This is a genomic window from Micromonospora jinlongensis (assembly GCF_013410645.1).
Classification (GTDB): Bacteria; Actinomycetota; Actinomycetes; order Mycobacteriales; family Micromonosporaceae; genus Micromonospora; species Micromonospora zamorensis.
Map to the genome: position 1 here is coordinate 4,013,716 of NZ_JACCHK010000001.1, position 23,706 is coordinate 4,037,421.

19 protein-coding genes are annotated in these 23,706 nt (G+C 72.6%); 13 read left to right on the forward strand and 6 right to left on the reverse strand.

The window, feature by feature from the left end:
- Positions 1-56 precede the first annotated feature (56 nt).
- The 4 genes from eccCa (at position 57) to HNR22_RS17810 (ending at position 7,044) form a co-directional block, all read left to right on the forward strand.
- Complete coding sequence (eccCa, locus tag HNR22_RS17795) at positions 57-4,040, forward strand: type VII secretion protein EccCa (RefSeq protein ID WP_179781308.1); 3,984 nt, start codon at positions 57-59, stop codon at positions 4,038-4,040.
- A 74-nt stretch (positions 4,041-4,114) separates the two neighbouring features.
- Complete coding sequence (gene mycP, locus HNR22_RS17800) at positions 4,115-5,455, forward strand: type VII secretion-associated serine protease mycosin (RefSeq protein WP_179781309.1); 1,341 nt, start codon at positions 4,115-4,117, stop codon at positions 5,453-5,455.
- 52 nt (positions 5,456-5,507) lie between these two features.
- Complete coding sequence (locus tag HNR22_RS17805; RefSeq protein ID WP_179781310.1) at positions 5,508-6,299, forward strand: phosphatase PAP2 family protein; 792 nt, start codon at positions 5,508-5,510, stop codon at positions 6,297-6,299.
- Between the two features lie 37 nt (positions 6,300-6,336).
- Positions 6,337-7,044, forward strand: a complete 708-nt coding sequence (locus HNR22_RS17810; RefSeq protein ID WP_179781311.1) for a phosphatase PAP2 family protein — start codon at positions 6,337-6,339, stop codon at positions 7,042-7,044.
- A 13-nt stretch (positions 7,045-7,057) separates the two neighbouring features.
- Here the strand turns inward: HNR22_RS17810 and HNR22_RS17815 are convergent, their stop codons facing one another.
- The 6 genes from HNR22_RS17815 to HNR22_RS17840 all read right to left on the reverse strand — a co-directional run bounded on the left by HNR22_RS17815 (position 7,058) and on the right by HNR22_RS17840 (position 12,347).
- Positions 7,058-8,236, reverse strand: coding sequence for a MarP family serine protease (locus tag HNR22_RS17815; RefSeq protein ID WP_179781312.1), 1,179 nt, complete (start codon positions 8,234-8,236; stop codon positions 7,058-7,060).
- 63 nt (positions 8,237-8,299) lie between these two features.
- A complete protein-coding gene (locus HNR22_RS17820) occupies positions 8,300-8,992 on the reverse strand; it encodes an NUDIX domain-containing protein (protein WP_179781313.1) in 693 nt (230 codons plus the stop codon).
- Positions 8,989-9,624 (reverse strand): redoxin domain-containing protein, encoded by a 636-nt coding sequence (locus tag HNR22_RS17825; protein ID WP_179781314.1) that lies wholly within the window; start codon positions 9,622-9,624, stop codon positions 8,989-8,991. The genes HNR22_RS17820 and HNR22_RS17825 overlap by 4 nt, the downstream gene beginning before the upstream one ends.
- Positions 9,621-10,409 carry an endonuclease III gene (gene nth / locus HNR22_RS17830; protein ID WP_088950558.1) on the reverse strand — a complete coding sequence of 263 codons (789 nt, stop codon included), beginning with the start codon at positions 10,407-10,409 and terminating at the stop codon, positions 9,621-9,623. The genes HNR22_RS17825 and nth overlap by 4 nt, the downstream gene beginning before the upstream one ends.
- A gap of 40 nt (positions 10,410-10,449) precedes the next feature.
- Positions 10,450-11,628: a CapA family protein gene (locus tag HNR22_RS17835; protein ID WP_179781315.1), complete on the reverse strand. Its 1,179-nt coding sequence runs from the start codon at positions 11,626-11,628 to the stop codon at positions 10,450-10,452.
- Between the two features lie 56 nt (positions 11,629-11,684).
- Complete coding sequence (locus HNR22_RS17840; protein ID WP_179781316.1) at positions 11,685-12,347, reverse strand: adenosylcobinamide amidohydrolase; 663 nt, start codon at positions 12,345-12,347, stop codon at positions 11,685-11,687.
- 143 nt (positions 12,348-12,490) lie between these two features.
- Here HNR22_RS17840 and HNR22_RS17845 point away from each other — a divergent pair, with 143 nt between their 5' ends.
- The 9 genes from HNR22_RS17845 to HNR22_RS17885 all read left to right on the forward strand — a co-directional run bounded on the left by HNR22_RS17845 (position 12,491) and on the right by HNR22_RS17885 (position 23,583).
- Positions 12,491-13,168, forward strand: a complete 678-nt coding sequence (locus tag HNR22_RS17845; protein ID WP_007466162.1) for a Crp/Fnr family transcriptional regulator — start codon at positions 12,491-12,493, stop codon at positions 13,166-13,168.
- 108 nt (positions 13,169-13,276) lie between these two features.
- Complete coding sequence (locus HNR22_RS17850) at positions 13,277-14,020, forward strand: metallophosphoesterase family protein (protein WP_179781317.1); 744 nt, start codon at positions 13,277-13,279, stop codon at positions 14,018-14,020.
- A gap of 429 nt (positions 14,021-14,449) precedes the next feature.
- Positions 14,450-15,055 (forward strand): TetR/AcrR family transcriptional regulator, encoded by a 606-nt coding sequence (locus HNR22_RS17855; RefSeq protein WP_088950560.1) that lies wholly within the window; start codon positions 14,450-14,452, stop codon positions 15,053-15,055.
- 37 nt (positions 15,056-15,092) lie between these two features.
- The gene (locus tag HNR22_RS17860) at positions 15,093-15,890 is read left to right on the forward strand and encodes a TIGR03084 family metal-binding protein (RefSeq protein WP_179781318.1); all 798 of its coding nucleotides are present in this window, start codon (positions 15,093-15,095) and stop codon (positions 15,888-15,890) included.
- Between the two features lie 56 nt (positions 15,891-15,946).
- Positions 15,947-17,563, forward strand: a complete 1,617-nt coding sequence (locus HNR22_RS17865) for an acyclic terpene utilization AtuA family protein (RefSeq protein ID WP_246382427.1) — start codon at positions 15,947-15,949, stop codon at positions 17,561-17,563.
- Positions 17,560-18,756 (forward strand): acyl-CoA dehydrogenase family protein, encoded by a 1,197-nt coding sequence (locus tag HNR22_RS17870; protein ID WP_088950563.1) that lies wholly within the window; start codon positions 17,560-17,562, stop codon positions 18,754-18,756. Before HNR22_RS17865 ends, HNR22_RS17870 begins: the two co-directional genes overlap by 4 nt.
- A complete protein-coding gene (locus HNR22_RS17875) occupies positions 18,753-20,354 on the forward strand; it encodes a carboxyl transferase domain-containing protein (protein WP_179781320.1) in 1,602 nt (533 codons plus the stop codon). Before HNR22_RS17870 ends, HNR22_RS17875 begins: the two co-directional genes overlap by 4 nt.
- Before the next feature lie 14 nt (positions 20,355-20,368).
- On the forward strand, positions 20,369-22,423 hold the full coding sequence (locus tag HNR22_RS17880) for an ATP-binding protein (protein WP_179783599.1): 2,055 nt from the start codon (positions 20,369-20,371) through the stop codon (positions 22,421-22,423).
- Positions 22,420-23,583: an acyl-CoA dehydrogenase family protein gene (locus HNR22_RS17885; protein WP_179781321.1), complete on the forward strand. Its 1,164-nt coding sequence runs from the start codon at positions 22,420-22,422 to the stop codon at positions 23,581-23,583. The genes HNR22_RS17880 and HNR22_RS17885 overlap by 4 nt, the downstream gene beginning before the upstream one ends.
- The last annotated feature ends 123 nt before the right edge of the window (positions 23,584-23,706 follow it).

The following is a 23,706-nucleotide window of genomic DNA, read 5'->3' on the forward strand; positions in this document are numbered from 1 at the left end:
AGGACTTTACCTACCATGAGTCCGGCTCGGGTTACCCAGCGCTGTCAGGAGGCCGAGTGTCCACCGTCGTCATCAAGCGTCCGCCACGTCGACCAGCGCCGGAGATCCCCGGCGGCGAGCTGCCGGTCGAGGCGCCACCGGAAATTCCCGTGGTGGCCGGCGGGCGGTGGCAGCAGATGCTGATGCTGCTGCCCATGCTCGGCGGCACTGTGGCGATGGCGATGATGTTCGGCCGGGGCGGTGGCGCCTACTCGTACGTGGTGGGTGGGATGTTCGGGCTCTCCTCACTGGCGATGTTGGTGACGTCCTGGGGCAGCGCCTCCGGCACCCCGAAGAAGTCCGAGATGATGGCCGCCCGCAGGGAGTACCTGCGGCACCTGGCCACGCTGCGTCGGCGGGTGCGGCGCACCGCCGGGCAGCAGCGGGCCGGGCTCTTCTACCGGCACCCGGACCCGGGCGGGCTCTGGTCGACGGTGGACAGCCACCGGGTCTGGGAGCGGCGCCCCGCCGACCCGGACTTCGCGGTGGTGCGGGTCGCCGTCGGGCCGCAGACCCTGGCCACACCGCTCGTCCCACCGGTCACCCGGCCACTGGAGGAGCTGGAGCCGATGACCGCCGGCGCGTTGCGTCGCTTCCTGGACGCGTACTCCGTGGTGCCGGACCTGCCGGTGGCGCTGTCGCTGCGCAGCTTCGCCCGGGTGCACGTCCGTCCCGCCGGCCGCACCGGGGGTGGCGGGCCGGCCACCAGCGGGCCACCCACCGGCGACCCGGCGGCGCAGGCGCTGGTCCGGGCCGTGCTGACCCAACTGGCGGTCTTCCACGCCCCCGACGAGCTGCTCGTCGCGGTGTGCGCCGGACCGGAACGCCGCGCCTGCTGGGAGTGGGTGAAATGGCTCCCGCACGCCCACCATCCCAGCCGCACCGACGCGCTCGGCCCGGTACGACTGGTGACCAGCTCCGCCGCCGAACTGGAAGCGCTGCTGGCCGACGTGCTGGCCAGCCGCTCCCGGTTCAGCCCGGCCGGCCCGGCCACCGACGGCCCGCACGTGGTGGTTGTCCTCGACGGCGGCGAACTGACCGGGGCCAGTGACCTGACCGGTGACGGCGGTATCGACGCGGTCACCGTGCTGGACCTGGACACTCCGCCGCCCCGGCTGCTCGACCGGTACGCGCTGCTGCTGGAGTTGCACGGCCGGCGACTGCACTCGCGGTCGTCCGACGGGCATGCCGAGGTGGGCATCGCCGACCAGCTCGACCTCGCCGACGCCGAGGCGGTCGCCCGACGGTTGGCGCCGCTCCGGCTCGCCGGTACGGCACGCGGGCCGGACGCCCCGCTCCAGGCCGACCTGGGCCTTCCCGAGCTGCTCGGTCTCGGTGATCCGGAGAGCTTCACGGCCGAGCAGGGTTGGCTGCCACGGTCTGCCCGGGAGCGGCTGCGGGTGCCGATCGGGGTGGGCACCGACGGCGGTGCCATCGAGCTGGACCTCAAGGAGTCCGCCCAGGACGGGATGGGCCCGCACGGCCTGCTCATCGGGGCGACCGGTTCCGGCAAGTCCGAGCTGCTCCGCACGCTGGTGCTGGGGTTGGCCGCCACGCACAGCTCCGAGCAGCTCAACTTCGTGCTGGTCGACTTCAAGGGCGGTGCCACCTTCGCCTCGTTCGAACGGCTGCCGCACACCGCGGCCGTGATCACCAACCTGGCCGACGCGTTGCCCCTGGTCGACCGGATGGTCGACGCCATCAACGGAGAACTGGTCCGCCGCCAGGAGCTGCTGCGGCGCGCCGGCAACTTCGCCAGCGTGCGCGACTACGAGCGGGCCCGGGCGGCCGGCAGCCCACTGGCCCCGCTGCCGTCGCTGCTGCTGATCTGCGACGAGTTCTCCGAGCTGCTCTCCGCCAAGCCCGACTTCATCGACCTGTTCGTGCAGATCGGCCGGCTGGGCCGGTCCCTCGGTGTGCACCTGCTGCTCGCCAGTCAGCGACTTGAGGAGGGACGGCTTCGCGGGCTGGACACCCATCTGTCCTACCGGATCGGACTGCGTACCTTCTCCGCGCTGGAGTCCCGCACGGTCCTCGGGGTGCCGGACGCGCACGAGCTGCCCCGCTCGCCCGGCCACGGCTACCTGCGTGCCGGCACCGATCCGCTGGCCCGGTTCAAGGCCGCGTACGTCTCCGGTGCCGTCCGCCGCCGGAGCGCGACGGCCGGCGTCGCAGTCGAGGGCGGCGTACGGCTGCTCACCTTCACCACCCACGTCGTGCCGGTGCCCGAGCCGACCGCCCCGGTGGTGCCCGTCGTCCCCGAGGAGGAGGGCAGGGGCACACTGCTCGACCTGCTGGTGGACCGGCTCGTCGGGCAGGGCCCACCGGCGCACCAGGTCTGGCTCCCGCCGCTCGGTCAGCCGCCCACAGTGGACGAGCTGCTCGGCCCGGTCGAGGTGGACCCGCAACGCGGCCTCAACGTGGGCAACCCGGAGCTGCACGGCGCACTCGGCGTGCCGCTGGCCGTCGTGGACAAACCGTTGGAGCAACGCCGTGACCTGCTCTGGCTGGCCCTGGACGGCGCCGCCGGGCACGTCGCGCTGGTGGGCGCGCCGCAGAGCGGCAAGTCCACCGCGCTGCGCACGCTGATCTGCGCGCTGGCACTCACCCACACACCGGCCGAGGTGCAGGTCTACTGCCTGGACTTCGGTGGCGGCGGGTTGGCCGCGCTGCGCGACCTCCCGCACGTGGGCGGGGTCACCGGCCGGGCCGACCCGACCGCAGTCCGGCGCACCGTCGGCGAGATGACCACCCTGCTGGCCGATCGGGAACGCCGCTTCGCGGAGCTGGGCGTGGAGTCGATGGCCACGTACCGGCAGCGCCGCGCCGCTGCGGGAACAACCAACCAGCCGGGCACCGATCCGTTCGGTGACGTGTTCCTGGTGATCGACGGTTGGAGCACCGTCCGAGGCGAGTACGACGACCTGGAACCCCTGGTCACCGACCTGGCCACCCGGGGGTTGTCGTACGGGCTGCACGTGGTCGCCACCGCGCTGCGCTGGCTGGACTTCCGCCCGGCGATCCGGGACCTGTTCGGCTCCCGCCTGGAGTTGCGCCTCGGCGACCCGTCCGACTCGCTCGTGGCCAGGCGTGCGGCGGCGAACGTGCCGGAGCGCCCAGGTCGAGGCGTGACCGCGGAGGGGCTGCACTTCCTCACCGCGCTACCTCAGCTCGCCGCCACCAACTCCGACACCGCCGACCTGGTCGAACGGGCTGCCCACGGGTGGACGGGTCCTCCGGCGCCCAGGGTCCGGCTGCTCCCGCCCGTGCTGCCGTACGCCGATCTGGACCTCGCCGCGACGACCGGGCTGCGCCTGCCGATCGGGATCGCGGAGGCGGACCTGCGCCCGGTACTGCTCGACTTCGCCACCGAGCCACATTTCGTGATCTTCGGGGACTCGGAGTGCGGCAAGTCCTCGTTCCTGCGCGCGCTGGCCACGTCGATCACCACCCGGTTCACTCCCGAGCAGGCCCGGGTGATCCTGGTCGACTACCGACGCAGCCTGCTGGGCGCCATCGAGACGCCACACCTGATCGGGTACGGCACCGCCGCGGCGCACACCGCCGACCTGGTCGAGTCGGCCGCCGGCTACCTGGAACGGCGGGCCCCCGGGCCGGAGGTCACCCCGCAACAGCTGCGGGACCGCTCCTGGTGGTCCGGGCCGGAGTTGTTCGTGCTGGTGGACGACTACGACCTGGTGGCGTCCGGTCCGGCGAACCCGCTGCGGGCGCTGGAGGAGCACCTGCCGCACGCCCGCGACGTCGGGCTGCACCTGGTGCTGGCCCGCCGCTCTGGCGGCGCGGGCCGCGCCCAGTACGAGCCGATCGTGCAGCGACTGCGGGAGCTGTCCACCGCCGGTCTGGTGATGGCGGGCAGCCCCGAGGAGGGCGCGCTCGTCGGGCCGGTGCGACCCGGCCCGCTGCCGCCGGGCCGTGGCCGACTGGTCACCCGGCGAGAGGGCGTCCGCCTCGTTCAGCTCGCACAACTTCCGCCACCATGACCTGACTCGCCGGTTCTTCCCGTGACAGGTGGGGAAACCGGTAATCTCCGATCGTCATGGTTCTGTCGGGATGAATGGCTGAGGATGTGACTGGGGTTCGGCACAGCGGTCCGTCAGTGGCCCGCCGGACGGCGGGCCGGGCGCTGCTCGGTGTGGCCGCGGCGCTCGCTGTCGTGGCCCCGACCGCGGCGGCCACGCCCGTCGCCGCGCCCACCAACGGCGGACAGCTCGCCGGCGCGCCGATGGCGTTCGCCCCCGGTGACACCGTCACCCGCACCGACCAGGTCCGCGACGAGCAGTGGCAGCTCGACGAGTTGCGGGCCGACACGGCCTGGCGCAGCTCGACCGGCCGGGGCGTGATCGTCGCGGTGGTCGACTCCGGAGTGGACGGCAATCATCCCGACCTGGTCGGCCAGGTGCTGCCCGGTAAGGATCTGGTCGGCCCCGAGGGTGGGGCTGGTCCGGATCCGGTGGGGCACGGCACGACGGTCGCCGGCCTGATCGCCGGGCGCAGCGACGACAAACGAGGCGTGGTGGGCCTGGCACCGGACGCCCGGATCCTGCCGGTCCGGGTGCTCGACGAGCAGAACCGCTACGACGACGCGTTGATCGTCGCCCAGGGGGTCCGCTGGGCCGTCGACAACGGGGCCCGCGTGATCAACCTGTCGCTGGGCGGCAGCGGCGACAGCCCGGCCCTGGCCGCGGCCCTGGACTACGCGTTCGTCCGGGACGTGGTCGTGATCGCCTGCACCGGCAACCTGGCGACCTCCACCAGCACCAAGGTCTGGTACCCGGCCCGCGAGCCGGGCGTGATCGCGGTCGCCGGCCTCGAACGCAGCAGCGACAACCTGTGGTCCGGGTCGATCACCGGTCAGGCGACGGTGCTCACCGCTCCCGCCAGCGGGCTCGTCGGCGCCAAGTCTCCCGACGGGTACTGGCGGGTGCAGGGCACCAGCTTCGCCGCGCCACTGGTGACGGCCACCGCCGCGCTGGTCCGGTCCCGCTACCCGCAGATGCCCGCCGGTGAGGTGGTCAACCGGCTGCTGGCCACCGCCCGGGACCTCGGCCCGACCGGGCGGGACGACCGCTTCGGGTACGGGGTGGTCGACCCGGTGGCCGCGCTGACCGCTCAGGTGCCGCCGGTGACCGCCAACCCACTGGACGATCAGACGTCGCCGGGCGTGACGGGTTTCGGCCCGGCTCCCGGCTCGGCCGACGACGACCCGGTGGCCGGCGCCGGCAGCGACCCGCTCGGTCTCGCCGCACCCCGGCAGCAGACCAGGTGGACGGCCCGGGCGGCGGGCGGCCAGGACACCTCGGCACCGGAACAGCTGTGGACCGGAGTCGTGCTCATCGTCGCCCTGGTCGGGGGCGCCGCCCTGGTGGTGCGCCGGCTCCGTCAACGGGCCCGCTGATCGCTGCCCACCGTCAGGCCTGACCGACCACCCGGTCGGGTAGAACCGAGGCATGAGTACGCATCGGCCGCCCACCCTCGCCCCCGCCGGCCAGCCGTCCTGGCGGCGGCGCCGACTTGATCCGGACCATTCGCTGGGTCTGCGGCTGACCCTGGCCGCGACGGCGGCGTTCCTGGTGCTGGTGCCCTTCGCGCTGCTCACACTGCTGGTGCTCGGCGCCTGGGCGCCGCTGCACCGGTTGGACACGGCGGTCACCCACGCGTTGCACGGCTACGCGCTCGACCACCCGGCCTGGGTCACGCTGATGCGGATCTGGACGGAGGTGTTCGCCCCGATGCCGCTGCGCGCCGTCGCACTGCTCCTGGTGATCTGGCTGCTGCGCCGGGGTGCCCGCCGGCTGGCCCTCTGGGCGACCACCACAATGGTGGTCGGTGGGCTGTTCAGTCCCCTCCTCAAGCTGCTTGTTGGCCGGGACCGACCGGAGCTGCTGGATCCGGTGGCACGGGCCGCCGGTTACTCGTTCCCCTCCGGGCACGCATTGAACGCCACCCTGGCCGCCGGGGTGCTGCTGCTGGTGTTCCTGCCGTTCGCCGGGCGGGGGGCGGCGCGGGTCGCGCTCTGGGTCGCCGCGCTGCTGCTCACCGTGGTGACCGGGCTGAGCAGGGTGGCGCTCGGCGTGCACTTCACCAGCGACGTGCTGGGCGGCTGGCTGCTCGGTGTGGCGGTGCTGGCGGCGACCACCGCCGCGTTCACCAGTTGGCGGGCACACACCGGCCTACGGCCGGTCCGGCCGACCCGCGACGGCGTCGCTCCCGAAGTGGAGCGGCACCCGGGATCGGCCTGAGGCGTGCCGCCGAGGTCGGCCGGGTATTGAGCGGCGCATGTCCGAGACCGCGCTTCAGATCGTCCGGCGGGTGCTGCTGCCGGTGTCCCTCCTGCTGGGCCTCATGGTGCTGCTCGGGGTGCTGGTCACCCGCGTGTTCGCCCGGACCTGGCCGTTCACCGTGGAAGACGCGGTGAACAGGGAGTTGGCCGCCGACCGCACCGGCGGCTGGAACGACGTCTCCCTGGTGTTCAGCACACTGGCCAGCACCCAGATGATCGTCGTGGTCACGGTGCTGGTGGCCCTCGCGTTGAGGCTCTGGCTGAAGCGCTGGCGGGAGCCGCTGTTCCTGTGCGCGGCGGTGATCGCCCAGGCGCTGGTGTTCCTGCTGACCACGCTGGCGATCGACCGACGGCGGCCGGCGGTGGAGCACATGGATGTCTCGCCGCCCACGTCGAGCTTCCCGTCCGGGCACACCTCGGCGGCGGTGGCGCTCTACGTCGGCATTGCCGTGCTGATGGCGTTGCGGGTGCGCAGCACCGGGGCGAAGGTCGCCTGGTGGAGCCTGCTGCTGACGGTGCCGCTGGGGGTGGCGCTGACGCGGATGTACCGGGGTATGCACCACCCGAGCGACGTGGTGGCGTCCTTCCTCAACGGCGGCACCTGCGTCGTGATCATGGCTCGTGCCGTCCTCGACCGAGGGCTGCGGTGGGGGCGGGCGAAGCTGCCGACCGTGGGGCGGCCGGCGATGCCGGCCCGGGGCTGACCCCGAGCGACGCTCAGGTGCACTCGCCGGTGGCGACCTGCCGGTTGCGTTCGGCGCCGGCCAACGCCACCGGGCGGGCCTCCGCGGCGGTCACCGCGAAGCCGGTGTTCGGATCGTCGGCTGCCGCCGCGAAGATCACGCCGAGCACCAGGCCGTTGGCGGAGAGCAGCGGGCCGCCCGAGTTGCCGCTGCGGACCAGCGCTCGGATGGTGTAGATCTCCCGGGTGACGTCGCCCGAGGAGTAGATGTCCGGGCCTTTGATCCGGTCGACGTCGCGGACCCGCGCCGACTGCGCGTTGTAGGGGCCATCGAGCGGGAAGCCCAGCACGATGGCGTCGGAGCCGCTGCCGGCGTTGCCGGCGGCGAACCGCAGGGACGGGCCGGGCAGCCCGGGCACGAGCAGCACGGCCAGGTCCCGGTCCGGGTCGTAGACCACCACCTTGCCGTCGTACCGCTCGCCGCCCAGCTCCACAGCGACCGAGCGGGTGCCGGCGACGACGTGCGCGTTGGTCATCACCCGGTCGTCGGCGTACACGAAGCCGGAGCCCTCGATGCGGCGCGAGCAGCTGGGGGCCGAGCCGAGCACCTTGACGACCGACCGCTGACCGTTGACGACGACCTGCGAGCCGGCCAGCGCCGGGTCCGGTGGGTCGACCTGTCGGGCCCGGGTGGGCGTGAGGTCACCGAAGACGTCCGGGAACCCGTCGGTGTCGACGGTGTCCTCCAGCGCGGTGGACAGCTGGTGGGCCTGCTCCGGCACGACCCGGTTGACCACCGAGATCAACGCGCTGTTGCGCACCGCGGCAGCGAGCCAGGGCACCGAGGACGAGCCGAGCGGCACCGCGACCAGCCAGGCGAGCAGCAGCACCGCGAGCAGTGAGACGAGCGCCCCACCGACGTCGTCGACCCGTTTGCCCACGTCGCTGGTGATGGTCTTACGCAGGTGCGAGCCGAGCCAACCGGCCAGCGCCTGTCCGACCACGGCCAACCCGAAGATCGCCACGAGCGAGATCAGCACGCGGGTGCCGGCATCCACGAACTGTCGGGCGAACAGCGGCCCGAGCTGGAGGCCCAGCAGCAGACCCAGGAAGAAGCCGGACAGCGACGTGATGCCGATGACGAAACCCTGGCGGTATCCGCTGATCGCGAACACGAGCATGAGCAGCAGGAGGACGAGATCCACGACGGACACGGGTCAAGCGTACGGGCAGTGCGCCTCCCAGATGACCATCGCTTGCCGAAGGTGACCGTGCGGTCAGCGCAGGGCTGTCTCGTCCGCGTTGTCGGTGCCCGCCGAGGGCGCGGGTGTCGCCCCGCTCGGCGGAAGCTCGACCACCCTGTGGTGCGGCCACGGACGCGCCCAGCCGCCCATCTCCAGGAGGGTGGCCAGCACCCCGGCGGTGAAGCCCCAGACGAGCATCCCGCGCGCCGAGAACGCCGGCCCGATCCAGCCGCTCGGGTGGCGGACCCGCAGTCGGTTGGCCGGGTCGACCAGCTCGCTGACCGGCAGCCGGGCGACGTGCGCCACCTCGGCCGGCTCCCGGGGGTGCACCGGGTGCGGGTCGTGCCACCAGGCCAGCACCGGGGTGACCACGAAGTCGCTGACCGGGATCCACAGTTTCGGCAGCTCGGCCAGCACGGTCACGCTGGTCGGGTCGAGACCGACCTCCTCGTTCGCCTCGCGCAGCGCGGTGGCGCGGACGTCGGCGTCCTCCGGGTCGGCAGCGCCGCCGGGAAAGGCCGGCTGGCCGGCGTGGTTGCGCAGGGTGACGGCGCGTTGCAGCACCAGCACGTCGGGGCCGGCACCCGGTTGCTCGCCGAGCAGCACCAGCACGGCGCTCTCCCGACCGCCCTCGGCCGGGGTGGTCAGCCGGGTGAAGTCCTCGGCGCGGGCGGTGCCGAGCCGGGTCAGGAGGGGCTCGATCCACTCGGGTGGTCGACGGGTCACGCCGGCACCGCCAGGCCGAGGTGCTGGCGGACCAGCTTGGCGAGCTGGGCATCGTCGAGCGCGCCGGTGGCGTCGATGTGCCGGATCTGACCCTGCGCGTCGACGAAGAGGGTGAGCGGGAAGGCGTTGCGCTTCAGCTCCCGTTGCAGCGCGTCGCCCTGGTCGACCAGGATCGGGAACCGTACGCCGAAGTCCTCGCCGATGGACTGGGCGCCGCCCCGGCTGTCGCGGGTGTTCACCCCGACCACCTGGAGGTGGCCGGCGGTCCGTTCGCTCAGCCGTTGGAAGGCGGGCAGTTCCTTGCGGCACGGCCCACACCAGGACGCCCAGACGTTGATCACGGCCGGCCCGGCCACGTCCCGCAGGGCGACGGGGGCGCCGCCGGTGAAGCAGGACAGCGTCAGCTCCGGAAGGGCCTGCCCACCGGCGGCGGCCGTCGCGCCGGTCGTGGTGGGAGCCGTCGTCGCGGTCGACGTCGGCGCGGTGCCGAGCTTAAAGCAGTCCCGGAACGGCGACGGCCGCTCAGCGGCGGCTGGCGGCCGGGGGGCCGGGTCGTCGTCGGCCTTTCCTGCGGTGCAGCCGGCGACCACCAGCAGCAGCGGCAGGACGAGCAGGGTGAGCCGCCTGTTCACGGCACCTCCGCGGCGATCGCCTGTGCGGGCACCAGCTCCGGGTCGACCCCGGCCGCCACCGCCAGATCACGCGCCCGAGGGCCCTTGAGAAGCTTCGCGGCGGCTGCGGGATCAGTGGGCCCGGTGCCGTACGAGGGGCAGAGCTTCGCGAGTGTGCACGCCCCGCAGGCGGGCTTGCGGGCGTGGCAGACCCGTCGCCCGTGGAAGATGATCCGGTGCGACAGCATCGTCCAGTCGCGCTTCGGGTAGAGAGCGCCGACCGCATGCTCGATCTTGACCGGGTCGGTCTCGGTGGTCAGCCGCCACCGGTGGACCAGCCGCTGGAAGTGTGTGTCGACGGTGATGCCCGGGACGTCGAACGCGTTGCCGAGGATCACGTTGGCGGTCTTGCGGCCGATGCCGGGCAGGGTCACCAGGTCGACGAGCCGGCCCGGGACCTGGCCGTCGTACCGGTCGAGGAGCGCCTGGCCGAGCTTGAGCAGCGAGTCGGTCTTGTTGCGGTAGAACCCGGTGGGCCGGATCAGCTCCTCCATCTCGGCCCGGTCGGCCCCGGCGTACGCGGCGGCGCTCGGATAGCGGGCGAAGAGCTTGGGGGTGACCTCGTTGACCTTCTTGTCCGTGCACTGCGCGGAGAGGATGGTGGCGACGGCCAACTCCAGGGCGTTGGAGTGGTCCAGCTCACAATGCGCGTCGGGGTGCGTTTCGGTCAGCACTCGACCGATCTTGCGGGCACGGCGGGTGCGCCCGAGGTCGGTCTCGCTGGCGCCGGGAGGACTGTCGGTCACGACGGTCAGCCTACGTCGCGCCCCGGACGTTCCCGGCGGGTCAACCGCCGGCCGGCGGCGAGATCTTGCCCTGCCCGTCGAGCCGGGCGCCACCCTTGGGGAAGTCGGTGCGGCTCAGCTCGGTGACCAGGCCCAGGCCCCGGTCGTTCGGGTCCATCGTCGGCTTGCCGGCGTCGTTCATGTACGTCGAGGTGAACGAGCCGCCGGCCCAGGTGCCGTCCGGCTTGAGCGACACCTTCAGCACCCCGCCCCAGCCGAGGCGGCCGTCGTTGTTCAGCGAGTTGCCGCCGCCGGCGAAGTTGCCCAGGCTGTACGCGATCAGCCGCCCCTGGTAGAACTCCATGCCGCGCAGCACGTGCGGCCCGTGCCCGACGATCAGGTCGGCGCCGGCGTCGATCATGGCGTGGGAGAACTTGACCGGGTCGCCCCGGTTCTCGCCCAGGAACATCTCGGTGCCCGGCTTCACCCGGGTCTTCTCCGCGCCCTCGCCACCCATGTGCACCTGCACCACGACCAGGTCGGCCATGGTGGCGGCCTTGGCGACCACCGTCTTCGCCTTGGCGATGTCGACCAGGCTGTTGGACCAGACGTACGACGAGAAGCCGGCCACGGCGACCTTGACGCCCTTGACGTCGACCACGGTGATCTGGTCCGGGGCGCCGGTGTGCTTGAGGTCGTACTTCTCCAACGCCTTCTGGGTGTTCTCGTAGCCCTTCGGCCCGTAGTCGTAGCCGTGGTTGTTGGCCTGGTTGAGCACGTCGAAACCTGCGTCACGCAGGTGTGCGGCGTATTCCGGTGGGGCCCGGAACTGGTAGCAACGGGTGGAGTTGGCCCCGCACTTGCCGGTGCCGGTGTCCACCGTCAACGGCTCCTCCAGGTTGCCCATCACCAGGTCTGCCTTGAGAGCCTCGGTGACCGAGGTGAAGAAGCCCTTGCCGCCGGCTGAGGGCAGTCGGCTCGGCGCGTTGCCCATGATGATGTCGCCGGTGGCGGAGAGCGAGATCGCGCCACCCGCGCCGGAGGTCGCGCCCCCGCTGGCATCCGGGCCGGCCGTGGCCACCGGTGCGCCAGTGCCACCGCCGCCGGCGCCGGGTTGCCACACGGGGGCCTCGCCGCCCGCGTCGGAGCAGCCGGCGACGAGCAGGGCGGCCAGCAGCGCGGCGAGGCCGAGGGCGACGCGGCGACGCGGACGGGGCGCAAGGGGGGCGGGAGCATACATCGTCCGCGACCCTACCGGTCGGCAAACGCGCCGACGACAGCCGATCGGTCGAATCTTCAGCTGGTCAGCTGGTCCGACCAGGGCACGACTTCCCGGGAACCCCCGGCGAGCACCGCCGCGTGCACCGCGCGAGCCAGCGGGGCGCCCCAACTGGAGCGCGGTCCCCCGTACGCGGCCTCCGGCCCGTCCACCGGGCAGAGGACGGTGACCGCGTCGGTCGGGGTGCCGGTCCCCGGCAGTCCCAGGTCGCTGATCGCCTGGGTCTTCGCCTCGGTCGCGGTGGCCACCGCGTTGACCAGTGCCGAGTCGGCGAGCCGTGCCGGCACGTACACCACGATGTTGACCGTGCCGACCCGCTGGACGAGCCCGGCCGGAGCTGGCGCGGCCGCGAGCACCGGTGTGCCGAGCCCGACCGTCGCCCAGGCCCGCACGCCGGTGTCGGTGCGCGCCACGACCTCGCCCACGTCCACGCCGGTCAGCAGGCCTACCCCGGGCCCGTCGAGGGCCAGGTCGGCGGCGAGGGCCGTCAGGTGCGCGGCGGGGTCATCCCGGTCGTACGACATCGGTACGGTCGCGTTCAGCACCCAGTGCCGGACGCCGATGCCACCGCCCAGTGGGCCGCTGCTGACAGCTCGTAGGGGCACTTCCGCGCGCCAGACGAGCAGCGGAATGTGAAGCCCATTCTCGGCGCGGCTGGTCAGGGTCGGCTCGCTCAGCACGTCGGGCAGGTTACGCCCACCGATCAAGATTCCAGGGGCGACCTCTGATTCGTGCTCACGTGCGCCTAGACTTGGCGGCGCGCGAGGGGATCAGCGGACGGCGGACCCGGCCGACGGACGGCACGCGTAAGCGGAGGTGCGCGATGGACGAGGTACTGGCCCGCAGCGGGATCTTCCAGGGTGTTGACCCGGAAGCTGCCGAGGCGCTTGCCAAGGAGATGGAGACGATCGAGGTCCGTAAGGGCGAGATCGTCTTCAATGAGGGCGAGCCCGGTGACAGCCTCTATATCCTGCTGTCCGGGAAGATCAAGGTTGGTCGCCGCGCAGCGGACGGCCGGCAGAACCTGATCGCGGTGATGGGGCCGTCGGACATGGTCGGTGAGCTGTCGCTCTTCGACCCTGGCCCGCGTACGGCGACCGCCACCGCGGTGACCGACACCCGGCTGGTGCGACTGCGCAAGCAGGCGCTGCGGCCGTGGCTGAACAACCGCCCGGAGATCGCCGAGCAGTTGCTGCGGGTGCTCGCCCGGCGGCTGCGTCGGACCAACGACTCGCTCGCCGACCTGATCTTCACGGACGTGCCGGGCCGGGTCGCCAAGAACCTGCTCCAGATGGCTGGACGGTTCGGCACCCGCGACGGCGGTGTCCTGCGGGTGACCCACGACCTCACCCAGGAGGAGATCGCCCAGCTCGTCGGCGCCTCGCGGGAGACGGTCAACAAGGCATTGGCCGACTTCGCCTCGCGCGGCTGGCTGCGCCTGGACGGCAAGAGCATCATCATCCTGGACCCGGAGCGCCTGGCCCGTCGCGCCCGCGTCTGAGCGGTACGTCCCGTCCCCGCCTTCCGTCACCGACGGACGGCGGGGACGTTTCGTCTGCCCGGCGCAGAAATGCTGGCTCGGGGCGGCCGAAGCGGTGAGGGTGGGGCCATGGTGAACAGCGTTGCGGTGCTCTCCGACATCCACGGCGTACTCCCCGCTCTGGAGGCCGTGCTGGCCGAGCCGGACGTGAACGCCGCCGACCTCATCGTGCTCACCGGCGACATTGCGGCCGGTCCGCAGCCGGTCGAGGTGCTGGACGTGCTCGCCGGCCTCGGTGACCGGGTCTGCTGGGTGGGCGGCAACGCCGACCGGGAGCTGGTCGAGGCGCGGGCCGGTAAGCCGGCGTCGATCGACGTGTCGAACTGGGCCGCCGCGCAGCTCCGCGACGACCAGGTGGCCCGCCTCGCGGCTCTGCCGGCGACGGTGACGTTCGAGATCCACGGCCTCGGGCCGACGTTGTTCTGCCACGCGACGCCCCGCGACGACGAGGAGGTCGTGCTCGTCGACTCCCGAATGACGCGCTGGGCTGAGGTGTTCGCCGGGCTCCCGGCCGAGGTCTCGACGGTCGTCTGCGGCCACACCCACATGCCCTTCACCCGGCTGGTCGATCGACGTCTGGTGGTCAACCCGGGCAGCATCGGCATGCCGTACGGCGGCGCGGGCGGGTGGTGGGCACTGCTCGGACCGGGCGTCGAGCTGCGCCGCACCGCCTTCGACGTGGACGCGGCGTGCGCCCGGGTGGCGGCGGAGTCCACCTTCCCGGATGCCGCCGCGTGGGCCGACGAGTACCTGCGCTCCCAGCACAGCGACGCCGACGCGCTGGCCGTCTTCGGCCCACGCGACGGCCGCTGACCCGGTCCGCCTCGACCAGGGAGACGCCCTCGGTTCCACGGTCCGGCTCAGCCACGGGTCGGACGTAAGGGAGTGGTCCTAGCCGCCTGTAGAGCTGCCCCGGATCTGGGGCGACTCAGCACGAGTTGCAGACCCGCGCGGATCTGGCCGAAGTACGCGACATCGCCGACCGGCGTTACCACGAGCTGGACAGCTGAAGGCAGGATCGCTCCGCACCACGAACTGGACAGCTGAAGGCAGGATCGCTCCGCACCACGAACTGGACAGCTGAAGGCAGGATCGCTCCGCCAGTGACGTCGGCACCTGCCCCATCCATGGGGCAGCTCTACAGGAGCTGTGCCACACAGGTCCCGTCCCACTTCGCCCGCGCCGAGCGACACAGAAAAAGTCAGTCTTGACTGTTTGTTTCTCAGGCCGCAGGCTGATCGCGTGTCCCCCGCATCAACCCGCGTCCCTCAACAGGAACGCAGCCGCGCCACTCAGGCCCGGCTGCTGGAGGCGACCGTCGACTGCCTGATCGAGCACGGCTGGTCGGGCACCACGACCACCGTCGTCGCCGCGCGGGCCGGTGTCTCGCGCGGGGCCCAGCTGCACCACTACCCGACGAAGGCCGCGCTGGTCACGGCCGCCGTTGCCCATCTCGCCGAGCGGCGGGCCGCCGAGTTGCGCAGCGAAGCCGAAGCCCTGCCGGCCGGGCCGCAGCGGCTGGACCGGGTCATCGACCTGCTTGGCGTGGCGTTCACCGGGCCGCTGTTCGTGGCCGCTCTCGAACTCTGGGTCGCCGCCCGCACCGATCGGGAACTCCGGGACGCTCTGGTGCCGCTGGAAGCGATGGTCGGCCGGGAGATGCACCGACTCACCGTTGCTCTGCTGGGCGTCGACGAGCGTCGACCCGGCGTCCGCGAGGCGGTGCAGGCCACCCTCGACCTGCTGCGCGGGCTCGGGGTGGCCAACCTGCTCAGTGATGACTCGGCCCGTCGTACCGCCCTGTTGACCACCTGGAAGCGCCAGCTCGCCACCCTGCTCACGCCCTGACCGCCGGCCGCACCGGCCACCACCGACCGGAGGCACCATGGTCGACCTCACCGACCTGCTCGCGGATCTGGCCGCCGAGTCCGCCCAGCTCGACGCCATGGTGGCTCCGCTGCCGGCCGCCGACTGGGCACGGCCCACCCCTGCCCAGGGCTGGAGCATCGGGCACCAGATCGCCCACCTCGCCTGGACCGACAATGTGGCGTTGCTCGCCGCCACCGATCCCGAGGCGTTCTACGCGACGGTGACCACCGCGCCGGACGCGACCCGGCTGGTCGACGCGGGTGCCGAGGAGTTCCTCGCCCCGCCGGTGGAGCTGCTCGAACGCTGGCGGGCCGGCCGGACGGCGCTCGCCGACGCGCTGGCCGCCGTTCCGGCCGGGGAGAAACTGCCCTGGTACGGCACCCGGATGTCTGCCACCTCGATGGCGACGGCCCGAATCATGGAGACCTGGGCACACGGTGAGGACGTGGCCGACGCGCTCGGCGTCGTCCGTCCCGCCACTGACCGGCTCCGGCACGTCGCGCACCTCGGTGTGCGTACCCTCGGGCACGGCTTCGCCGCCCACGGCCGGGCGACGCCGACGTCGCCGGTCCGGGTGGAGCTGCTGGGGCCCGGCGGCGACACGTGGAGCTGGGGTCCGGCGGACGCCGCCGACCGACTGAGCGGCCCGGCACGGGACTTCTGCCTGCTGGTCACCCAGCGCCGGCACCGTGCGGACCTCGCCCTGGTCGCCACCGGTCCGGTCGCCGACGAGTGGCTCGACGTGGCGCAGGCGTTCGCCGGCCCGCCGGGTAACGGCCGCGAGCCGGCCAGCGCGGACGGAGCACGAGCGTGATCCGGATCGGCAACGCCTCCGGCTTCTACGGTGACCGGTTCACCGCCTGGCGGGAGATGCTCGACGGCGGCGAGCTGGACGTGTTGACCGGTGACTACCTGGCCGAGTTGACCATGCTGATCCTCGCCCGGGACCGGCTGCGCGACCCCGACCTGGGCTATGCGAAGACGTTCCTTCGTCAACTGGAGACCTGTCTCGGCACCGCCCTCGACCGTGGGGTGCGGATCGTGACCAACGCCGGCGGGTTGAACCCGGCCGGCCTGGCCGCGGCCATCGACACCCTGGCCACCCGGCTGGGCCTGCCCGCCAAGGTGGGGTACGTCGAGGGCGACACGATCCAACGCCCGGACGCGCTGAGCGCCAACGCCTACCTCGGCGCGTTCGGCATCGCCGCCTGCCTGGACGGCGGCGCGGACGTGGTGGTCACCGGCCGGGTCACCGACGCGTCGCTGGTGGTCGGCCCGGCCATCGCCCGGTACGGGTGGGGCCGCGACGACCTCGACCAGCTGGCCGGGGCAACGGTCGCGGGGCATCTCATCGAGTGCGGCGCGCAGGTCACCGGTGGCAACTTCAGCTTCTTCACCGAGCTGCCCGACGGCGGGCACCGGCCCGGCTTCCCGATCGCCGAGGTGTCCGCCGACGGCTCGACGGTGCTCACCAAACATCCGGGCACCGGTGGCGCGGTCACCGTGGAGACGGTCACCGCACAACTGCTCTACGAGGTCGGCGGGCCGGCGTACCTGGGGCCGGACGTGGTCACCCGTCTGGACACGGTGACGTTGCGCCCCGACGGGCCGGACCGGGTCCGGGTCTCCGGCGTCCGGGGCACGCCGCCGCCGCCCACGCTGAAGGTGGGCGTCAACAACCTCGGCGGCTTCCGCAACTCGATGACGTTCGTCCTCTGCGGGCTCGACATCGAGGCGAAGGCGGCGCTGGTCCGCGGGCAGGTCGAGGAGGCGGTCGGCAAGGACGGGCTGGAGTTCGTGCTGGCCCGGACCGACCACCCGGACGCCGCCGACACCGAGGCGGCCAGCGCCCTGCTGCACGTCCACCTGCGCGACGGCGACAAGGCGCGGGCCGGCCGGGCCTTCTCGGCCGCTGCCGTGGAGTTGGCCCTGGCCTCGTACCCGGGCTGCACGTTGACCACCCTGCCGGGCGACGCGACACCGTACGGCGTCTTCACCGCCGACGTGGTGCCGCAGGACGCGGTGCCACACGTTGCGGTGCTACCCGGCGGCGCACGGGTCCCGATCGCCCCACCGATCCGCACCGCGTCCATCCCCGCGGCCGAGACAGCTCCGGGCGGCGGCGCGACCCACGACCGTCCGACCCGGCGCGGCCCGCTCGGCGAGCTGGTCGGTGCGCGTTCCGGGGACAAGGGCGGGGACGCCAACCTCGGCGTCTGGGCGCGCAACGACCAGGCGTACGCGTGGCTGCGCGGCTGGTTGACCGTCGCGCGGCTGGCCGAGCTGCTGCCGGAGACCGCGCCGCTGTCGGTGCGGCGCTACGACCTGCCGAACCTGCGCGCGGTCAACTTCGTGATCGAGGGTCTGCTCGGTGCGGGGGTGGCCGCGTCCACCCGGTTCGACCCGCAGGCCAAGGCGCTCGGTGAGCTACTGCGCGCCCGGATCGTCGACCTGCCCGCCGATGTGCCGACGGGGGTGGCGCGATGAGCATCGTGGACACTCCGGAGCGGCGGCAGCTGCGGGAGCTGACCCGCGCCTTCGTGACCCGCGAGGTGCTGCCGCACCTGGACGACTGGGAACGGGCCGGCGAGGTGCCGAGAGCCCTGCACGCCACCGCCGCGAAGCTCGGCCTGCTCGGCGTCGGCTTCCCCGAATCGGTCGGCGGCAGCGGCGGTGACCTGCTCGACTCGATCATCGTGACCGAGGAGGTGATCCGCTCCGGCGGCTCGTCCGGCCTGATCGCGGCCCTGTTCACGCACGGCATCGCCCTGCCGCACATGGTCGCGGCCGCAGGTGTGAGCATCGGCGGCTCGCTGGGCGGCCGGCTCGGCGGCACCTCGGCGCCCGGCGACGACGACCTGGTCCAGCGGTACGTCCGGCCGACCCTGGCCGGCACGATGATCGGGGCGTTGGCGATCACCGAGCCGGACGGCGGTTCGGACGTGGCCGGCATTCGCACCACCGCCCGCCGCGACGGCGACCACTACGTGGTGAACGGGTCGAAAACGTACATCACCAGCGGGCACCGGGCGGACTTCGTGACCACGGCGGTCTGCACCGACTTCCCCGGCAGCGGCGAGCTCACCCTGCTGGTCATCGACAAGGGGCTGCCCGGGTTCACGGTCGGGCGCCGGCTGGAGAAGCTGGGCTGGCACTGCTCGGACACCGCCGAGCTGTCGTTCGTCGACGTGCGGGTGCCGGTGGCCAACCGGATCGGCGCGGAGGACACCGGCTTCCTGGCGATCATGCAGAACTTCGCCGCGGAACGGCTCTCGCTGGCCACCCAGGCGTACGCCACCGCGCAGCGCTGCGTCGAGTTGGCGGTGCGCTGGTGCCGGGACCGAGAGACCTTCGGGCGTCCGCTGGCCAGCCGGCAGGTGGTCCGGCACCGGCTGGCCGAGATGCACACCCGCGCCGAGGCCGCCCGGGCGTACGTGCACGAGGTCGCTGTCCGGGTGGCGGCCGGTGAGCCGGTGGTGACCGAGGTGGCGATGGCCAAGAACGTGGCGGTGGCCGCCTGCGACGAGGTCGTCGACCAGGCGTTGCAGTTGCACGGCGGGTTCGGCTACATGCGCGACGCCGAGGTGGAGCGGCACTACCGGGACGCCCGGATCCTCGGCATCGGCGGCGGCGCCACCGAGATCATGAACGAGATCATCGTGAAGGGGATGGGGCTGTGACCACACTGGACACCACGGTCGACCCGTCCGCGCCCGGTTTCGTGGCGAACCGGGCGGCGCTGCTGGAACGGCTCGACGAGCTGGACGCGGCACTGGACCAGGCCCGGGCGGGCGGCGGCGAGAAGTACGTGGCCCGGCACCACAAGCGGGGCAAACTGCTGGCCCGGGAGCGGATCGAGCTGCTGGTGGACGCCGACAGCCCGTTCCTGGAGCTGTCGCCGGTCGCCGCGTACGGCACGGACTTCCCGGTGGGCGCCAGCGTGGTCACCGGCATCGGCGTGGTCGAGGGCGTGGAGTGCCTGATCGTCGCGAACGACCCGACGGTACGCGGCGGGGCGGTCAACCCGTGGTCGCTCGCGAAGACCCGGCGGGCCGGTGAGATCGCGCTGGCCAACCGGCTGCCGATGGTCAACCTGGTCGAGTCGGCCGGGGCGGACCTGCCCACCCAGGCGGAGATCTTCATCCCGGGTGGTCGGGTGTTCCGTGACCTGACCCGACTCTCGGCCGCGGGCATCCCGACGGTCAGCGTGGTCTTCGGCAACGCCACGGCCGGTGGCGCGTACGTGCCGGGGATGTCCGACCACGTGATCATGATTCGGGACCGGTCACAGGTCTACCTGGCCGGGCCGCCGCTGGTGAAGATGGCGACCGGCGAGGTCACCGACGACGAGTCGCTGGGCGGTGCGGCGATGCACGCCGGCACGTCCGGGCTCGCCGACCACCTGGCCGAGGACGAGCGGGACGGCATCCGGCTGGCCCGGCAGTGCGTACGCCGGCTGAACTGGCGCAAGCACGGCCCGTCGCCGCGTACGGCGGTGCCGCAGCCACCGAAGTACGACCCGGAGGAGTTGCTCGGCATCGCCAGCGCCGATCTGAAGGTGCCGTTCGACCCGCGTGAGGTGCTGGCCCGGATCCTCGACGGCAGTGACTTCGACGAGTTCAAGCCCGCGTACGGGGGCGCGTTGGTCACCGGCTGGGGTGAGCTGCACGGCTACCCGGTGGGTGTGCTGGCCAACGCCCGGGGGGTGCTGTTCAGCGAGGAGGCGCAGAAGGCGGCTCAGTTCATCCAGCTCGCGAACGCCTCGAACACCCCGCTGATCTTCCTCCAGAACACCACCGGCTACATGGTCGGCACCGAGTACGAGCAGCGCGGCATCATCAAGCACGGCGCTTTGATGATCAACGCGGTGTCCAACTCGACAGTGCCGCACCTGACGGTGAACCTGGGCGCCTCCTACGGGGCCGGCAACTACGGCATGTGCGGCCGGGCGTACGACCCGAGGTTCCTGTTCACCTGGCCGAACGCCAAGTCGGCGGTGATGGGCCCGGCGCAGCTCGCCGGGGTGCTGTCCATCGTGGCCCGGCAGGCGGCGGCCGCACGGGGGCGCGACTACGACGAGGACTCCGACGCGGCGATGCGGATGATGGTCGAGCAGCAGATCGAGTCCCAGTCGGGCGCGCTGTTCCTCTCCGGCCGGCTCTACGACGACGGCGTGATCGATCCCCGGGACACACGGACCGTCCTCGGGCTCTGCCTCTCGGCGATCCACAACGGCCCGGTGAAGGGCGCCGACGGCTACGGCATCTTCCGGATGTGAGGGGCGAACTGATGATGATTCGGAAACTGCTCGTTGCCAATCGCGGTGAGATCGCGCGTCGGGTCTTCGCGACCTGTCGCGCGCTCGGCGTGGAGACGGTCGCCGTGCACTCGGACGCGGACGCCGCCGAGCCGTTCGTCGGCGAGGCCGACCAGGCGGTCCGGCTGCCGGGGGCCACGCCGGCCGAGACGTACCTTCGGATCGAGAAGATCCTGGACGCGGCCCGGCGCAGCGGCGCGGACGCCGTCCATCCGGGTTACGGCTTCCTCGCCGAGAACGCCGAGTTCGCGGCGGCGGTGACCGACGCGGGGCTGACCTGGGTGGGTCCACCGGCCAAGGTGATCGCGGCGATGGGCGACAAGCTGGCGGCCAAGGCGATGCTCGCCGAGGCGGGCGTGCCGATGCTGCCGAGCTGGACCGACACCGATGGGATCTCGGACTTCCCGGTGCTGGTGAAGGCGTCCGCCGGCGGTGGTGGGCGGGGGATGCGGATCGTCCGGGACGCCGCCGGGTTGGCCGAGGCCGTCGCGTCCGCGCGCCGCGAGGCGGCTGCGGCGTTCGGCGACGGCACGGTCTTCATCGAGCGGTACGTCGAACGCGGCCGGCACGTCGAGGTGCAGATCTTCGGCGACGCGCACGGCCGGGTGGTGGCCCTCGGTGACCGGGAGTGCTCGATCCAGCGCCGGCATCAGAAGATCGTCGAGGAGGCGCCGGCGGTCGTTCCGGAGCAGGTGCGTACGGCGTTGCACGAGGCTGCGGTGGCCGCCGGTCGCGCGGTCGACTACCTGGGCGCGGGCACTGTGGAGTTCCTGCTCGCCCCGGGCGGCGAGTTCTTCTTCCTGGAGATGAACACCCGCCTCCAGGTGGAGCACCCGGTCACCGAGCTGTGCACCGGCCTCGATCTGGTGGGGTTGCAACTGCTCGTGGCCGAGGGTGAGCCACTGCCGGCGACGCTGCCGGTCAGCACCGGGCACGCGATCGAGGTGCGCCTCTGCGCCGAGGACGCCGGGGCGGGTTGGCGGCCGGCAACCGGAACTCTGCACCGGTTCACGGTCCCCGCTGTGGCAGCCGAGTTCGGCGGGCTGACCCGGCCGGGTCTTCGGCTCGACTCGGGCGTGGTGGCCGGCTCGGTGGTCGGGGTGCACTACGACTCGATGCTGGCGAAGCTGATCGCCTGGGGGCGTACCCGTGCCGAGGCGACCCGGTTGTTGTCCACCGCTCTGGCCCGGGCCGAGTTGCACGGGGTGACCACCAACCGGGACCTGCTGGTGCGGGTGCTGCGCAGCCCCGCGTTCGCCGCCGTGGAGATCGACACCGGATTCCTGGACCGGCACGCGGAGGTGTTCGCCCCGCTGCTGCCCACCGATCGGCTCCCGCTGGCCGCGCTCGCCGCGGCCCTGGCTGCGGCCGCCCAGCGTCGGGCGACCGCACCGGTGCTCGCCGGGCTCCCGTCCGGCTGGCGAAACGTGCCCGCATTTCCCCAGACCACCCGCTTCGCCGTGACGGGCGGCGACGAGATCGAGGTCCGCTACCGCCTGGATCGGGCCGGCCGGCTCGCCGAGTGGTCCAGCACCTCGGCAGCCTCCGACTCCGCAGATGGGCCCGAAGCTCCCGAGCCGGCCGTCGAGCCCAGCGTGGCGCTGGTCGAGGCCACCCCGGAGCGGGTGGTGCTCGACGTCGACGGGGTGCGGTGCGCGTACCGCGTAAACCGGGTGGGGTCGGCGGTCTTCGTGGACGGCCCGGACGGGGCGGCGAGCCTGGCCGAGCTGCCGCGTCTCCCCCTGCCCACGGCGGAGGTGGCCGCCGGGTCGCTGCTCGCGCCGCTGCCCGGCGCGGTGACCCGGGTGCACGTCCAGGTCGGCCAGCGGGTCACGGCCGGCGAACCACTGCTCACGCTGGAAGCGATGAAGCTGGAACATCCCGTGCTCGCCCCGACCGAAGGTGTGGTCGCCGAGTTGCCGGTGCCGGCCGGCGGTCAGGTCCAGACGGGCGCCGTGCTGGCCGTCATCGACAGCTCCCCCGCACCCGGCGATCTGGAGCCGTCGAATCCCGAGGAGGACCCCCGATGACCTTCGACCTCACCCCCGAGCAGGACCAGTTGCGCGACGCCGTGCGGGCGTTGGGCCGTCGCTACGGCCACGGCTACTTCGTCGAGAAGGCAAAGGCCGGCGAACACACCACCGAACTCTGGGCCGACGCCGGACGGCTCGGTTACCTGGGCGTCAACATCCCCACCGAGTACGGCGGCGGGGGCGGTGGCATCACCGAGCTGGCGATCGTCTGCGAGGAGTTGGCGGCCGCCGGCTGCCCGTTGCTGCTGCTGGTGGTCTCCCCCGCGATCGCGGCCACCGTGCTGAGCCGCCACGGCACCGAGGAGCAGCGCAAACGGCACCTGCCCGGCCTCGCCGACGGCTCCCAGAAGATCGTCTTCGCGATCACCGAGCCGGAGGCCGGTTCCAACTTCCACCGCCTTGGCACGGTGGCTCGCCGCGACGGTGACGGCTGGGTGCTCAACGGCCGCAAGTGCTACATCTCCGGCGTCGACGAGGCGGATCACGTCCTGGTGGTGGCCCGGACCGAGGACTCCTCCACCGGCAAGCTCAAGCCCGTTCTGTTCCTCGTGCCGACCGACGCGGCCGGGCTGACCAGGTCCAAGCTGGACATGGAGATCGTGTCCCCGGAGAACCAGTTCCTGCTCTACCTGGACGACGTGCGGGTCCCCGCCGACGCACTGCTCGGTGAGTCGCTGGACGCCGGGCTGCCGGCGCTCTTCGCCGGGCTCAACCCGGAGCGGATCACAGTGGCCGCGATGGGGGCCGGCACCGGCCGGTACGCCATCGAGCGGGCCAGCGAGTACACCGCCACCCGCAAGGTCTGGGGTGGTCGGAGCATCGGCTCCCACCAGGGGGTGTCGCACCCGTTGGCGCACGCGGCGGTGCAGGTGGAGCTGGCCCGCCTGATGATCCAGAAGGCGGCCACCCTGTACGACGCCGGCCGTGACCTGGAGGCCGGGGTGGCTGGCAACATGGCGAAGTACGCGGCCGGGGAGGCCGCGGCGCTCGCCGTGGACACCGCCGTCCAGGTGCTCGGCGGGGCGGGCATGACCACCGAGTACGGGGTGGCGACCCTGCTCGGAGCGGTGCGGGCCGGCCGGATCGCCCCGGTCAGTCGGGAGATGATCCTCAACTTCGTGGCGCAACACGTCCTGGGCCAGGACAAGTCGTACTGACCCGTGGCCACCGCGCCCGCGCGGTCGTGCCGGGCCATGGCCGCGCGACCCCCACGCTGCATGACCGACTCGGTTTCCTTGATTCCGGGGTGTCCGAGAGCCAGCGACACCCCGATTTCCAGG